13 protein-coding genes are annotated in these 14353 nt (G+C 70.0%); 7 read left to right on the top strand and 6 right to left on the bottom strand.

Annotated features, from left to right (window positions below):
• Positions 1-204 precede the first annotated feature (204 nt).
• From OOB33_RS08820 to OOB33_RS08810, 3 genes are read left to right on the top strand one after another with little or no spacing between them, the layout of a single operon-like run.
• Entirely contained in the window at positions 205-825 is a 621-nt protein-coding gene (locus OOB33_RS08820) for a YfiR family protein (RefSeq protein WP_271008399.1), read from the top strand.
• Positions 822-2219, top strand: coding sequence for a sensor domain-containing diguanylate cyclase (locus OOB33_RS08815; protein WP_271008398.1), 1398 nt, complete (start codon positions 822-824; stop codon positions 2217-2219). Before OOB33_RS08820 ends, OOB33_RS08815 begins: the two co-directional genes overlap by 4 nt.
• Complete coding sequence (locus OOB33_RS08810; RefSeq protein WP_271008397.1) at positions 2179-2763, top strand: OmpA family protein; 585 nt, start codon at positions 2179-2181, stop codon at positions 2761-2763. The genes OOB33_RS08815 and OOB33_RS08810 overlap by 41 nt, the downstream gene beginning before the upstream one ends.
• Before the next feature lie 37 nt (positions 2764-2800).
• Here the strand turns inward: OOB33_RS08810 and OOB33_RS08805 are convergent, their stop codons facing one another.
• Entirely contained in the window at positions 2801-5788 is a 2988-nt protein-coding gene (locus tag OOB33_RS08805; RefSeq protein ID WP_271008396.1) for an adenosylcobalamin-dependent ribonucleoside-diphosphate reductase, read from the bottom strand.
• A 292-nt stretch (positions 5789-6080) separates the two neighbouring features.
• On the opposite strand from OOB33_RS08805, the gene alkB reads away from it, so the two are divergent.
• A complete protein-coding gene (alkB, locus tag OOB33_RS08800) occupies positions 6081-6734 on the top strand; it encodes a DNA oxidative demethylase AlkB (RefSeq protein ID WP_271008395.1) in 654 nt (217 codons plus the stop codon).
• A 37-nt stretch (positions 6735-6771) separates the two neighbouring features.
• A complete protein-coding gene (locus OOB33_RS08795) occupies positions 6772-7254 on the top strand; it encodes an OsmC family protein (protein ID WP_271008394.1) in 483 nt (160 codons plus the stop codon).
• A gap of 9 nt (positions 7255-7263) precedes the next feature.
• Here the strand turns inward: OOB33_RS08795 and OOB33_RS08790 are convergent, their stop codons facing one another.
• From OOB33_RS08790 to OOB33_RS08775, 4 genes are all read right to left on the bottom strand, one after another.
• Positions 7264-7806, bottom strand: a complete 543-nt coding sequence (locus OOB33_RS08790; RefSeq protein WP_165794565.1) for a GNAT family N-acetyltransferase — start codon at positions 7804-7806, stop codon at positions 7264-7266.
• Positions 7807-7826: 20 nt separating this feature from the next.
• The gene (locus tag OOB33_RS08785; protein ID WP_102767953.1) at positions 7827-8357 is read right to left on the bottom strand and encodes a hypothetical protein; all 531 of its coding nucleotides are present in this window, start codon (positions 8355-8357) and stop codon (positions 7827-7829) included.
• 68 nt (positions 8358-8425) lie between these two features.
• The gene (locus OOB33_RS08780; protein ID WP_271008393.1) at positions 8426-10891 is read right to left on the bottom strand and encodes an FtsX-like permease family protein; all 2466 of its coding nucleotides are present in this window, start codon (positions 10889-10891) and stop codon (positions 8426-8428) included.
• On the bottom strand, positions 10888-11574 hold the full coding sequence (locus OOB33_RS08775; RefSeq protein WP_171829116.1) for an ABC transporter ATP-binding protein: 687 nt from the start codon (positions 11572-11574) through the stop codon (positions 10888-10890). The genes OOB33_RS08780 and OOB33_RS08775 overlap by 4 nt, the downstream gene beginning before the upstream one ends.
• Before the next feature lie 171 nt (positions 11575-11745).
• On the opposite strand from OOB33_RS08775, the gene OOB33_RS08770 reads away from it, so the two are divergent.
• A complete protein-coding gene (locus OOB33_RS08770; protein ID WP_271008392.1) occupies positions 11746-12369 on the top strand; it encodes a response regulator in 624 nt (207 codons plus the stop codon).
• Positions 12359-13573: a sensor histidine kinase gene (locus OOB33_RS08765; protein ID WP_271008391.1), complete on the top strand. Its 1215-nt coding sequence runs from the start codon at positions 12359-12361 to the stop codon at positions 13571-13573. The genes OOB33_RS08770 and OOB33_RS08765 overlap by 11 nt, the downstream gene beginning before the upstream one ends.
• Before the next feature lie 15 nt (positions 13574-13588).
• Here the strand turns inward: OOB33_RS08765 and OOB33_RS08760 are convergent, their stop codons facing one another.
• Complete coding sequence (locus OOB33_RS08760) at positions 13589-14350, bottom strand: peptidoglycan-binding domain-containing protein (RefSeq protein WP_271008390.1); 762 nt, start codon at positions 14348-14350, stop codon at positions 13589-13591.
• Positions 14351-14353: the final 3 nt, after the last annotated feature.

The raw sequence follows: 14353 nt of genomic DNA, 5'->3' as shown, positions 1-14353 counted from the left end.
GAAAAGCCCGCGCTTTGCCCGGTTGCCGCGACGCTGCAACAAGACCCCCTGCACTTGCGGGGGTGAGCCAGGCCAAGCGCGCAGGAATGCCCGGGGCTCGGGCTTCAGCCCTGCCTATACTGGGCCGATCTCGTCTTCATTCGGAAATATGAAGCGCGTCCCCGGGCCCCGGCCCGGGCCCTGCGTGGCTGGTTTGGAATCTGAATGTTGGCTGCCTTTTTTGTCTCCTGCTCGACCCCGCTGCGGCGCGCGCCCGGGTGGCTGCGCGGGCGCCTGCGGCGCCGGCTCGAGCTGGGCCTGGGTCTGCTGCTGGGCGGCCTGGCCGGCGGCCCCTGCCAGGCTCAGGCCCTGCCACAGCAGGCCGTGGTGGCGCAATCGGCCCTGGCCACCGGCGCCATCCTGCAAGCCATCGTCAGCTACACCCGCTGGCCGCAAGGCCCGGCCACCCTGGGCCTGTGCATCAGCCGCAGCGCCAGCGATGCGCAGGAGATCGCCCGCCAGGTCCAGCCCCTGCACGATGGCCGGCAGCTCGAGGTCCATCTGATCGAGGCCAATCAGAGCGCCCTGCCGCCCCATTGCCAGGCCGTCTACCTGGAAGGCTGGCAGCCCGAGCCGCTGCGCCAGCTGCTGCGCAGCCTGGCCCAGCAAGCGGTGCTGACCCTGGGCCGTGGGCCCGAGTTCTGCAGCGACGGCGGCATGTTCTGCCTCGAGGCTCAGGACGGCCGTACCCGCTTCGAGGTCAACCTCGACGCCGTGGCCCGCAGCGGCCTGCGCGTGCACCCTCAGGTGCTGCGCCTGGCCAAGCCCCAGGGGCGCAAGGCATGAGCAAGCCCTGGCGCCATCTCTGGGCTCAAGGCCCGGCCCATCACGCCCGGCCGGTGCCCAGCGTGCTCGAGCTGATGCGTGCGGCCAGCTGGCGCATCGGGTGGCTGTCGGTGCTCAGCGTCGGTCTGGTACTGACCGTGGGCGCCGCCCTGCTGCTGCACCTGTCCACGGTGCGCAATCTGGAGCTGCAGGCACGCTCGCTGGCCTATTCGGTGGAGGCCGCCGTGGTGTTCCAGGACCGGCAGGCCACCGAAACCCTGCTGCAAGAGCTGCTGCGCCACGAGCCGGTGTCGGCCGCGCGCGTGCGCCTGGGTGCCCACAGCCTGCGCGATCTGCCGCGCCCGGGCGCGGCCGGCACGCTGCCGGATGAAGACTTCGCCTGCTACCGCAAGGCAGATGCCCAGGGCAGCTGGGCCCGCCTGGCCGAAACGCTCTGGCCGGTGCGCGCCGAGGCACCGGTGCTGGCCCAGGGCCAGGTGCAGGCCGTGGTGGAGCTGCAGGCCGATGCCAGCGCCCTGCTCAGCCTGATGAGCTGGGCCGCCGCGGGCGTGTTGCTGGCCATGGGCCTGGCCGGGGTGGCGGTGCTGCGCGTGTCGCACCGCCTGGCCGATCGCCTGGTCCTGCCCCTGCAAGCACTGGCCGAGCACAGCCGCCAGATGCGCCAGCTGCGCGAGCCCCACAACCCCTTGCTGGCCCTGCGCCAGGCCCCGCGTGCGGGCGTGCGCGAGCTGGACCAGCTCAGCGCCGATTTCGACGCCCTGCTGCAGGAGCTCAGCGAGCACCAGCAGCAACTGCTGCGCGAGCATGACGCGCTGCGCCATGCCCATGCCGAGCTCAGCGACCAGGCCGCGCGCGACGGCCTGACCGGTGTGGCGACGCGCGCCCATTTCGAACGCGTGCTGGCCAGCACCTTGTCACAAGCCAGCCGCGCCGGCGGCTGCTTCTCGCTCTACTTCATCGACGCCGATCACTTCAAGACCATCAACGACGAGCATGGCCACGAGGCCGGCGACTGCGTGCTGGTGGCCGTGGCCCAGCGCCTGAGCCGCAGCGTGCGCGCACAGGACCTGGTGGGGCGCCTGGGCGGCGACGAGTTCGTGGTCCTGGTCCATGGCCTGCGTCAGGCCACCAATGCCCCGGCAATTGCAGAGCAGCTGCGCAGTGCCGTGGCCCAGCCGGTGACCTTGCCCAATGGATCCACCGTGGTGCCCGGCATCAGCGTCGGCCTGGCGATCTTCCCCACCCATGGCCTGAGTGCTGCCGAGCTGATGAAGGCGGCCGACCAGGACATGTACCAGCGCAAGCGGGCGGCACGCGGTGTGCTGCCCAGCGGCTCATCAAGCAGGAGTTCACTTGAAGCAGCCCCGACACGCCCCACACCCAGCCCGGACTGAGACCGGCCTCAACACCCATGACCGGGCCGCCGGCCTGACGCAGCGTCGCGCGCTGCTTGGCCTGCCCCTGCTGCCCCTGCTCCTGCAGGCCTGCCAAAGCAGCCCCGGCACGGCAGCCGTCATCACACCGCCCTCGCCCTGGACCGAGCAGCAACGGCGCCGCCTGCAGGAGCTGGGCTTTGCGCAGACCGGCGATGAGTGGGAGTTGAACCTGGCCACCAGCCTGCTGTTCGGCTTCGATTCCGACCGCCTGCAGCTGGAGCAGCGCAAGCGCCTGATCGAGCTGGGCCAGCAGCTGCGCGAGGTCGAGGTGCCACGGCTGCGAATCGAGGGCCACAGCGACGCCGTGGGCGACGCCAGCTACAACAAGCAGCTGTCCCTGCGCCGTGCCAGCGCCGTCAGCCACGCACTGCAAGGCGCGGGCTGGCCCAGCAGCGCGCTGAAAACGCAGGGCTTCGGCCACGAGAAGCCGATCGCCGACAACAGCAACGAAGCAAGCCGCGCCAAGAACCGGCGCGTGGTGCTGATTGCGATGGCGAGCTGAGAGAGCGAACCTCCGGCCCGTTCACCGGTTCACTCGATCAGCCGCACTGCCCCACATAGCCACAGGCGGTGCAGAAGTCGCAGCCGTCCTTGTGGATCATGGTGCGGTTGCCGCATTCCGGGCAGGGCTTGCCGGCCTGGGCCTGCAGGGCGCCGGCGCTGCTGGCCTTGCGCGCGCTGATCGGCGCTTGCAGCAAGCCCATCTCCACCAGGGGCAGGCCTTGTTCGTCCAGCACGCCCAGCATGGCGTAGCGGTGGATGATCAGGCGCGCCACATAGGCCACGGTCGAAGGCCAGATCTGCTGGCGCCGCTCACCCGAAAGGTTGGGCACCGGCGCCATGAAGTGGCCCAGCGGTTCACCGACATTGAGCAGCTTGCGCAGCTTCATGCCGATCCAGGCCGGGTCCATGACGCGCATGTCCAGGCTCAAGAGGCGGGCCATGCCGTCCAGGGCCTTGGGGTAGTTTCCCGAGAAGCCCATGGCGCAGGGCCGGGTGACAAAGCCGCCGTCCGGCGTGGGCAGGCTGACCTCTTTCAGGGTCAGTGTGAATTGCTCGTTGGTGGCCGGGTTGTCCACGTCCACCGCCCAGGCCAGGGTGCCCATGGTGCTGGTGCGCGGCTCTTCGCGGCTGAACATGGCATCGATCACCGGCGTGGCGCCGCCCTCGGCCAGGGCGCCGAGTTGCTCGCAACGCCAGCGGATGACCGCAGCCGTGGCCGCCACCACGCCGGGGAAGAGGCGCTGCTCGCCACCCGGCGGCATGGCCATCTCGAAAGAGCGCTCCTCGGCCACGGTGGCCAGGGCATCGAGCTTGAGGCGCAGCCAGGCCGCGTCATTGCTGCGCAGGTCCATGGACAAGGTCTTGGCCACGGCCGACAGGCCACGTGGCTGCTCGGCGCCGTTGACCCAGACCTCAAAGGGCAGGTTCTTGCCGAACAGGCCGGCATCGGGCCCTTCGGCCGGCAGTTCGCCGACGAACAGGGCAAAGTCGCCATGCGGGTGGCGGATCATGTAGCTCCAGGCCGGGTTGCCATTCGGCAGCTCGGGCCGGCTGGGCCAGCGCAGCGAGGCCAGCACCGCATTGGGCAGGCGCGAGACCAGCATGCGCTGGTTGCCGCCGTCCGAGGTCACCGGCTTGAGCGGCTCGGGCGAGCTGACCGCAGCAGCGGGCGCCGGCTGGGCCGATTCAACGCTGAGCACCGAACCGAGCACGCTGTTGGGCCGGTAGGTGGCCAGGCCCTTGAGGCCGCTCTTCCAGGCCTGCGTGTACAGGTCCTGGAAATCGGCGTAGGGGTAGTCGGCCGGCACATTGACGGTCTTGGAGATCGAGGTGTCCACAAAGGGCGCCACCGCCGCCACCATCAAGGCATGGTCGGAGGCCGAAAGCTCCAGCGCCGTGACGAAGGCCGGTGACAGCGGCGCATCGCTGCCAAACATATGGCGGTACAGGCGCCAGGCATGGTCCTCGACGGCGTACTCCTTGTAGCTGCCATCGGGCATGCGCTTCTTGCGGGTGTAGCTCCAGCTGAAGGCCGGCTCGATGCCGTTGGACGCGTTGTCGGCAAAGGCCAGGCTGATGGTGCCGGTGGGCGCGATCGACAGCAGGTGCGAGTTGCGCAGGCCCTGGGCGCGGATCTTGTCCTTCAGGCCTTGCGGCAGGCGCGAGGCGAAGTTGCCGCCCGAGAGATAGAGGTCGGCATTGAAAAGCGGGAAGGCACCGCGCTCCAGCGCCAGATCGGCCGAGGCCTCGTAGGCGGCGTCGCGCATCAGGGTGCTGATCTCGCTGGCCATGGCGCGCGCGGCCTCGCTGTCGTAACGCAGGTTCAGCATCACCAGGGTGTCACCCAGGCCGGTGAAGCCCAGGCCGACGCGGCGCTTGTTGCGCGCCTCCTGCTGCTGCGCGGGCAGGGGCCAGGGCGTCACGTCCAGCACGTTGTCCAGCATGCGGGTGGCCGTGCGGCAGACCTCGGCAAAGGCCTCGCCGTCGAAGCTGGCGTCCAGGCCGAAGGGCTGGCGCACGAAATGCGTGAGGTTGACCGAACCCAGGCAGCAGCAGCCGTAGGGCGGCAGCGGCTGCTCGGCACAGGGGTTGGTGGCCGAGATGGACTCGCAGTAGTACAGATTGTTGTCGTTGTTGATGCGGTCCAGGAAGAGCACGCCGGGCTCGGCATGGTCATACGTGGAGCGCATCACCATGTCCCAGAGCTCGCGCGCCTGCAGCTTGCGGTAAACCCAGAGGCCGTCGCCGCGCTGGTAGGCGCCGGCCGCGCGCTGCTTGGCGCCGGGTTCGGCCTTGTGCACCAACTCGATCTCGCCATTGGCCTCGACCGCCTGCATGAACACATCGGTCACGCCGACCGAGATGTTGAAGTTCTTCAGATCGCCCTTGTCCTTGGCGCGGATGAACTCCTCGACATCGGGGTGGTCACAGCGCAGCACGCCCATCTGCGCGCCACGGCGGGCGCCAGCCGATTCCACCGTCTCGCAGCTGCGGTCGAACACCCGCATATAGCTGACCGGGCCGGAGGCGCTGCTCTGGGTCGAACCGACCCAGGCGCCGCGCGGGCGGATGCGGGAAAAGTCGTAACCGACACCGCCGCCGCGACGCATGGTCTCAGCCGCCTCGGTCAGCGCGGTGTAGATGCCCGGGTGGCCATCGTCCAGCGAGGCAATCGAATCACCGACCGGCTGCACAAAGCAATTGATCAAGGTGGCGCTGAGCTCGGTGCCGGCGGCAGAATTGATGCGACCGGCCGGCACGAAGCCGCGGCGCTGGGCATCGAGAAATTTCGCTTCCCATTCGGCCCGGGCTTCGGGCGCCTCGGCCTGGGCCAGGGCGCGCGCCACGCGCAGGCGCAGCTCGTCCAGGGTCTGCTCCTCGCCTTTCGCGTATTTCTCCAGCAGCACCTCGGCGCTGATCTCCTGGGCCGGCAGGGCGGCCGGCGCCGCCAGGGGCTGTCGGGGCGCTTGCGGGACGCTGTCGAAATCAAACTGGGTGGGCTGGGGGGTGATGGACGAGCTCATGCGAGGTACTCCGGGAGCGCAAGCAAAATCAGTGGCGGGATCGTGGCGGCTGGCCGGGCCATGAAAGCCCGGCTGCGCATGCTGCAACCATCTTAGCGAGCCCGTTTTGACCCGGATCAGCAGATGGCCCTGCCCGGCCTGGGCGGCGTCCGCGCAAAAACAAAGATGTCAGCGGCCACTCGCTTCTCAAGCCTCGGGAATTCGGGTTTGCAAGCTTTTGCAAGCGAACTTGGCTGCTGAATTTGACCCCAAAAAGATTTCACCAATTGACAAGCACCCAGGCTCGCGCCACATGAACCTCGACCTGTTTGATGACGCTCTGGAGCCGCCGCCGGCCCGGCAAGACCTGGCCCCTGGCGCCGTGTTGCTGCGCGGCCGGGCGCTGGCCCAGGCACCCCAGCTGCTGGCCGCCGCCGAGGGCGTGATGGCCGCGGCCGCGCTGCGCCACTGGCTCACCCCCGGCGGCCGGCGCATGGCGGTGGCGATGACGAACTGCGGCCCCCTGGGCTGGGTTTCGGACGCGCGCGGCTACCGCTACCAATCGACAGACCCGCTGAGCGGCCAACCCTGGCCGGCGCTGCCGCCGGTGATCGCCGAGCTGGCCGTGGCGGTGGCCGAGGAGGCCGGCTACCCCGGCTTTCGCCCCGATGCCTGCCTGGTCAACCGCTACCTGCCCGGCACGCCGCTGAGCCTGCACCAGGACCGCGACGAGCAGGACCTGCGCCAGCCCATCGTCTCCATCTCCCTGGGACTGCCGGCCCTGTTCTTGTTCGGCGGCCTGAGCCGCAGCGAGCGGCCGGCGCGCTGGCCGCTGCAGCATGGCGATGTGCTGGTCTGGGGCGGGCCCTCGCGCCTGGCCTTCCACGGCGTGCAGGCGCTGGCGCCGGGCCGTCACCCGCTGCTGGGCGAGCAGCGCATCAACCTGACCTTGCGCTGCGCGGGATGAACGAAGATGCAGGCCATCGCTGCAGCGAAAGGCTTTCATGTCCACCCATCACGCCACCATCCGCTGGGCACTGGGCCCCGATGAAGACTTCACCGGCCGGCGCTACAGCCGTGCCCACCGCTGGCTGTTCGACGGCGGCGCCGAGGTGCCGGCCTCCAGCTCGCCCAGCGTCGTGCGCCTGCCCTTCTCCGACCCCAGCGCGGTGGACCCCGAAGAGGCCTTCATCGCCGCCCTGTCCAGCTGCCACATGCTCTGGTTCCTGGACCTGGCGGCGCGTGCCGGCTATGTGGTGAGCCACTACGAGGACCCGGCCGAAGGCCTGATGGCCCAGAACGAAGCCGGGCAGGACGCCATCACCGAGGTGATGCTGCGGCCCGAAGTGCAGTTTGGCGGCGCCAAGGCGCCCGACGAGGCAGCCGTGCAAGCCCTGCACCATGCCGCACACACGCACTGCTTCATCGCCAACTCGGTGCGCAGCACCGTTCGCTGCGAAGGCAGGTGGAGCTACCTGGTGACTTGAGCGGGCGATTCAAGCGGGCCGAGGCAAGCGGTAGTGATGCTCCACACAGGCCTCGCCGCGAAACACCGCAGCCTGGCTGTCCACCCGCGCAAAGCCCAGGCGCTCCAGCAAGCGGATGGAGCCGAGGTTGCGCGCATCGGTGATGCCGCGAACGTCGGCCGCCGGCGAACACGCCCACAGCAAAGCGATCAGCGCCCCCACGCCTTCGGCCGCCAGGCCCTGGCCCTGGCGGGCCGCATGCAGGCTGAAACCGATCTCGACGGACGCCGAGTCGGCCGCCAGGCACAGGCCGATGTCACCGATCAAGCGATCGCTGCCCGTCTCGGCCAGGCCGAGCTGGCACCAGGCGCCGGGCTGCAACAGGGGCGCGCTGGCCATCTCCTGCAAAAAGGCCAGGGCCTGGGCATCGCTCTGCGCCTGCCAGCCTTGGTACAGCCCGACCTGCGGGTCCTGGCGGTAAGCCTGAAAGTCCGCCAGATCACCGGCACGCAAGCGGCGCAAAAGCACCCGCGCGCTGCGCTGCGGCAGCGCGTCCTCCAGCGAAGCGCTCATGCCGGTTTCAGCCACGGCCATCAACCCTGCGCCGAGCGCGCCGCCACCTTGGCCTTGACCTCGTCCGGCGACCAGAAGAACCAGTCGCGCTCCTGCATCAGCGCACGCAAGGCCTCGCTCTGGCCCTGGTTGACCTTGCCCGGGATCAGGCCCAGTCGCAGCTGGGTGTGCTCAGCGATCTGGCCCAGCTCCAGCAGCTGCTGCTGCAGACGGGTGAAGACCACCTGGCGGTAGAGATCGCTGGTGAAGAGCTTGAAGCGGCCGGTGGGCACCTCGTGAACTTCCTGCATCTGCGCCAGCTTGACGCCGGGGGTGTCCTGGTAGGCCTTGACCTCCAGCACCAGCAACTCCTGGCGGCCCGGGTGGTAGGCCAGCATGTCGATCTCGGGCTTGGGCGCCGAGGTCTTGCCAATCTGGCGCTTTTCATCCTGCGTCAGCGCGACCTTGAAACCACGGCGCACCCAAAAGCCCGCTTCTTCCAGCAACAAGGCGACGATGTTCTCGAATTTGTCGACGCCCACGATCAGGCGCTGCTGCTGCTGTTCACTCATTTTTCTATCTCACCGGCTAACCGAACAGCGGGAAGTCTAGCTGCGGGCCGGCGCCTGATTCACGGGCTTCAGTGCAAGGCCTCCACCGGCTGCAGGCCTAAGGCCAGGCGGATGTGGCGGGCCGCAGCCAAGGCGGTGATGCCCACCGTCAGCAAGGCCGCCACCAGCAGCGGCAAGGCCAGGCCCGGCAGCGGCGCCAGGCGGTCGACAAAACCGTCGAGGTAAGCCATGCCCGCCAGGCCGGCCAGCGGCAGGCCCAGGATGCCCGCCAGCAGCAGCGGGCCACGGAACTCACGCGCCACTTCGGCGGCAATGTCCGCGTGGCTGGCGCCATGCAAGCGACGCAGGACCAGCTCGGTGCGGCGGCGGCGCAAGGTGTCGGCCACCAGGGCGTAGGCGCCCAGCATGGCCACGCCGACCGCCAGCAGCGCCACCACGCTGAGCACCTGGCGCAGCTGTTCCTCCTGGCGGTAGACCAGGGCAGTCTGCTCCTCGGCGCTCCAGACCATATGCCCCAGCGGCGGGCCATGCGTGCGCCAGACCTCCTCCAGGCCGGCGCGCAAGGCGCGGGCATCGGGACCGTAGACCGTCAAGTCCCACTGCGGCGCATCGCTGAGCACAAAGCCCTGCGGCTGGGCCGCATCGCGCGCCGATTCCTGCTTCATGTCATTGACCACCGCCACCACCCGGCGTTGCTCCTGGCCCTCCTGGACTTGGTCACCACCGCCGCGCAGCACGGCGCCCACGGCCGCCTGCGGCGTGGCAAAGCCCAGCAGGCGCGCCGCCTTGGCGTCGATCACCAATCGCCCCTCGCCGCTGCCCTGCTCGGGCGCGCCGGCCAAGACCTTCATGCCGTAGGTGACGAAGTAGCTCGGCGAGACCGTGGTCATGCGCAGCATCTGCTTGGCGCCGCTGGGGCTGACGTGCAATTCACTCGGACCCCAATGGTCCATGGCCGGGCGGGCGGTGCTGAAGGCGAAATGCTGGATGGCGGGATGCTGGCGCAGGCCATCGACAAAGGCATCGAGCTTGGGCACGAAATCGCGCTCGACCATGGCGCTGAGCACCAGGCGGTTGCGGGTCTCGAAGCCACGGTCCAGCTGCAGCAGGTGGCGGTGCTGCAAGGCCATCACCCCGCTCAAGGCCAGCAGCAGCAAGGCGCCGCCCAGCTGCAGGCTCAACAAGCCCTGGCGCAGGCGCCGGCCCCAGGGCCCTTCGCTGACCGTGCGGCCTTGCAAGGCTGGAGCTGGCACCTGGCGCAGGGCCAGGGTGGCCGGCAAGGCCAGGCTCAGCGGCAGCAGCACCAGTTGCAGCAGCAAGAGGCCTTGCCATGCCGGCGCCGGCAGCGCGTCCACCACCGGGCGCTGGGCGCTCAAGCCCAGCCAGTCGGCGGCGGCCGGGCCCAACCACCAGGCCAGCAAGGCCGCGCCAGCCGCGGCCAGGCCCAAGGTGATCAAGAGTTCGGTACACCAGAGCTGCAGCAGCTGGCCACCGCTGGCGCCCAGGCTGCGGCGCAGCGCCGTCTCGCGCTGGCGCTGCAGCAGCTGGGCCGCCTGCAAGTTCATGGTGTTGATGGCGGCCAGCAGCAATAGCAGGCCGCTGGCGGCGCCCAAGGCCGTCATCACGGTCCAGAGCAAGTCCTGACCCTCGAGCGGCAGCTGGGGCAGGGGCAGCGCGCGGAAGTCGGCCGCGGCCTGCTCCGGCCCGGCGGTTTTCCATTCGGCCGGCAGCTTGTCGTGCAGCGGGTGGGCGCGGTAGGCCGCGGCCAGCAGGGGCGCGAGCTGATTGACTTCAGCGCCCGGGCGCAAGCGCGCATAAATCTGCGCATTGCCCTTGTGGATGCCCTCCAGCGCCTCGGGGCTGTCGAGCAGGCCGCCGCGGAAATCCACCCCGGCCAGCTCGAAGCTGGCCATGGCCTCATGGGCCGCATCCAGCGTGCTGCGGCTGTCGAGCGCCGGGATCACCGCCGTCACCGTGTAGCTCTTGCCCCGGCATTCGACGATGCGACCCAGGGCCTGGGCCAGGGGCAGATCGCCCCAGAGCTTGCGCACCAGCTTGGGCGTCAAGGCGATGGCGTCCTTGCGGGCAAGGGTGGCGGCCAGGTCGCCATGCAGGGTCTTCAAGCCCATCAGCGGCACCAGACTGGGGTCGGCAATCAGCACCCGCACCACCTCGACGCGGCTCTGGCCATCGCCGCTCATCTGCAAGGTGAAGCCCTCGCTGCTGCTGCGGCTGATCTGCTCCAGCGGCAGGCCGCGGGTCTTGAGCCAGGGCACCAGGGCGGCCGGCGCGGCCAGCTGCCAGTCGTTCTCCACGCCGCCTTCGCCCTTGGCATGGGGACGGAAGTCCAGCATCACCACGCGCTCGGGCGCCGGCACACCGGGGTCGATGGCGCTGCGCGACAGAGCCAGCACGGCCACCAGCAAGCAGGCCGCCTGCGCCAGCATCAGGCCACCGGCAGAAACAAGCGTGGCGGCGCGGCGCTGGCGCAGGCCGGCCCAGGCTTCGCGCCACAAAGTTGGGAGGCCGCTCATGCGCAGGCCTCGGCATGGGCGTCCACCAGCACGCGGCCATCGAGCAGGCGCACGGTGCGCGAGGCCAGGGCCGCATGCTCGGGGCTGTGGGTCACCATCACCAGGGTCGTACCCTCTTCGTTCAGCTGACGCAGCAGGTGCATGACCTCCTGGCCATGGGCGCTGTCGAGGTTGCCGGTGGGCTCGTCGGCCAGCAGTAGGGCTGGCCGCGCGGCGATGGCGCGGGCAATCGCCACACGCTGCTGCTGGCCGCCGCTGAGCTGGCTGGGCCGGTGGCCGGCGCGGTGGCTCAGGCCCAGGCGCTCCAGCACCTCGGCCACGCGCTGGCGCTGCGCCCGCTCGGGCTGCTCGCCATAGCGCAGGGCCAGCTGCACGTTGTCCTGCACGCTGAGCTCCTCCACCAGATTGAAGCTCTGGAAGACAAAGCCGATGCGGCCGCGGCGCAGGGCCGCCAGCTCGCGCGGGCTCTTGCGCGCCAGGTCTTCGCCCTCCAGCAGGTAGCGGCCACTGCTGGGCCGGTCCAAGAGGCCCAGCAGGCCCAGCAAGGTGGACTTGCCGCAGCCCGAGGGGCCGGTGATGGCCACGTATTCGCCGGCCTCGATGCGCAGGTCGATGGCATTGAGGGCGAGGGTCTCGACATCACCGGCGCGGTGACGTTTGCTCAGTTGGCTCAGTTCGATCATGAGGTGATGGCTGCGCCCGCGGCGGGCGGCGGCAAAAAAGATGGGGCCTGCGGAAGACTTCAGCCCCGGCCTTGCCAGCATCGCCGCCCCGCATGCCGGCCGCCAAGCCCCCTGTCCGCTTCCGGACACCGGGCTGGCGCGCGCGTGCGAGCTGCTGCGAAGATGCAGGCCGTGAACGACATCGACATCGTGGCCGCAGCGCCCGCCCACCAGATCCTGCTGCTCGACGACGACCCCGGCGTCGGCCTGGCCGCCCAGCTGCTGCTGCAGCGCCGGGTGGCGCCCATCCATTGCCTGCGCCGGCCGGCCGAGCTGATGGCCGCCCTGGACCGGCTGCGCCCCAGCCTGCTTCTGCTGGACCTGAACTTCGGCCCCGGCCGCAGCGACGGCGCGCAAGGCCTGCAGCTGCTGGCCGAGGTGCAGGCCCGGCCGCAGGCGCCCCTGGTGGTGGTGATGACGGCCTACGCCGACATCGATCTGGCCGTGCAGGCGCTCAAGCGTGGTGCTTTTGATTTTCTGACCAAGCCCTGGGACAACGTGCGCCTGATCGCCACCTGCCGCGAGGCCTTGCAGCGGGTCGATCAGCAAAGTGCAGCGAGCCGGCAAGACCTGACCCCACCGGTCGCATCCAAACCCGAACTCACACCCGACAGCGACCGCTCCCTCGCCGCCCAGGAGCGCGCCGCCGTGCTGGCCGCCATGGCCGAGGCCGAGGGCAATCTCAGCGCCGCCGCCCGCATCCTGGGCCTGTCGCGTGCGGCCCTCTACCGGCGACTGGACAAGCATGGGCTTTGAGTCCTTGCGCCTGCTGGCGGCCGCCCTGCTCTGGGCCGCGGCCGGTGCCCTGGGCCAGGCCCTGCTGGCGCGTGGGCCGCTGAGTGCGCGCAGCACCCTGGCCCTGCTGCTGCTGGCCGTGGCGGGCGCGGCTTGCGCCTGGCCCTTGCTGCGCGCCGCGGTGCAGCTGCGCCGCCGCCCAGCCCTGCCCTTGCCGCCCGAGCCGCCTTTGGCTGCAGATCAGCGCCAGCTGATCTTGCTGCAGACGCAGCTGGAGCACCTGCCGGTGGCCGCCTGGGTGCTGCGCGAAAGCGCGGCGCTGCCCACGCTGCAAGCCCTGAGCAGCCGGGCGCGGCGCCTGACCGCACCGGGTGGCGTGCGCGAGCCTGCGGCCTTGCAGGCCCTGCTGCGCAGGCAGGACATCCGCAGCGGCCCGGTGCTGCTGGACACCGAGCGCGGCAGCGAACGCTGGCAGCTGCAGCGCCAGCCGCTCTCGCTGGACGGCGAACAGCAGACCCTGCTGGCCCTGGTGCCGCTGGAGAACGAGCTGGAGGGCGAATCGCTGCAGGCCTGGCAGCAGCTGGTGCAGGTGCTGACGCACGAGATCATGAATTCGCTGACGCCCATCCAGAGCCTGAGCCAGACGGCCCAGCTGCTGCTGGACGAGCCGCCCCTGGTGGAGGCCGATCTGCGCAGCGCCCTGGCCGGCATCGAGCTGCGCGCGGCCGAGCTGGCGCGCTTTGTGCGCACCTACCGGCGTGTCAGCCAATGGCCAGCGCCGGTGCTGGCCCCGGTGGCGCTCGATGGTTTGCTGCAGCGGCTGCAGCAGGCGGTGGCCCCGGCCTGGCGCCAGCGCGGCGGCGAGGCCAGCTTCGAGCCGGCCAGCGCGGGCCTGTATTTGCAAGCCGACGAAGGCCAGCTGGAGCAGGCCCTGCTAGCCCTCTTGCGCAATGCCGAGCAGGCCACCGAGGGCCTGAGCCAGCCGCGCCTCTGGGTGCAGGCGCGCCAGGGCCGCGGCGGGCGGCTGCAGCTCAGCGTGCGCGACAACGGCCCCGGCGTGCCGCCGGGCCTGGAGCACAAGATCTTCATGCCCTTCTTCAGCGCCAGCGAGGGCGGCCAGGGCATCGGCCTGACCGTGGTGCGCCAGCTGGTGCACGGCATGGGCGGCCGCGTGCGCCATGTGCGGCCGCTGGAGGGCGGCGCGGCTTTTGTATTGAGCTTCTGAGCCGCAGGCCCTAACTCAGACCGTGATCGGCAGGCGCCGGTCCAGCCCGGCCAGATCGCGGCAGAAGAACTCGTCGCGCAGGTATTTGCTCTCGTACTCGCGCACATCGTAGTGAACCCAGGTGGGCGCGATGTCCGAGGGTTCCAGCGATTTGCGGTTGCGGGCCAGCCAGCCGATCTGGGCATTGGACTTTTCGACCAGCAGGCTGCGCAGCTCGTTGCAGCGCTCCAGGTCTTCGCGCTTGCCCATGCCGGGCGCCAGCACGGTGTCGATGTCCACGGCCTTGCCGTGGTGGTTGGTGGTGGTGCGGCCCTTGCGCTCGTTCTCGACCGCGCAGCGGTAGCCCGAGGAGAAGCTGAAACGAATGTCCTCGCGGTAGGCAAACAAGGCCCGCGCCGCCCAGAGGATCAGGCGGTGGATGCCGGGGTACTCGTAGCGGTGGAACTTCTCTTGGCCCTCGCCGCCGGGCATGTAGCGCCCTTTGAAGCGGCCCTGGCCGAAACCGCTGCAGACCCCGCAAGGGCAGCGCAGCTGCGCAAAGTCGATGGGGAAGCGGCTGGCCAGCTCGTCGATGGCCAGAAAAGTGGCGCGGTCCACCACGCCGCTGGGAGCGCTCAGCCTCATGTAGTCGCGCTGGAAGCTCTTGACCTGCAGCTCGGTGCCCGAGCCAAAGTCGCCATCGAGCAGCGTGCCGCGGTAGCCCGCCAGGCGCAGCTGCAGCTCCACCACATCCTCACCCTTGAGCCCTTGTTGCAGGACCCGATCACCGTATGCCATGCC

Origin of the sequence: Paucibacter sp. B51, assembly GCF_027863535.1 — a bacterium.
Taxonomy (GTDB): Bacteria; Pseudomonadota; Gammaproteobacteria; order Burkholderiales; family Burkholderiaceae_C; genus Paucibacter_A; species Paucibacter_A aquatilis.
This window is presented reverse-complemented; position numbering and strand designations above follow the sequence as displayed.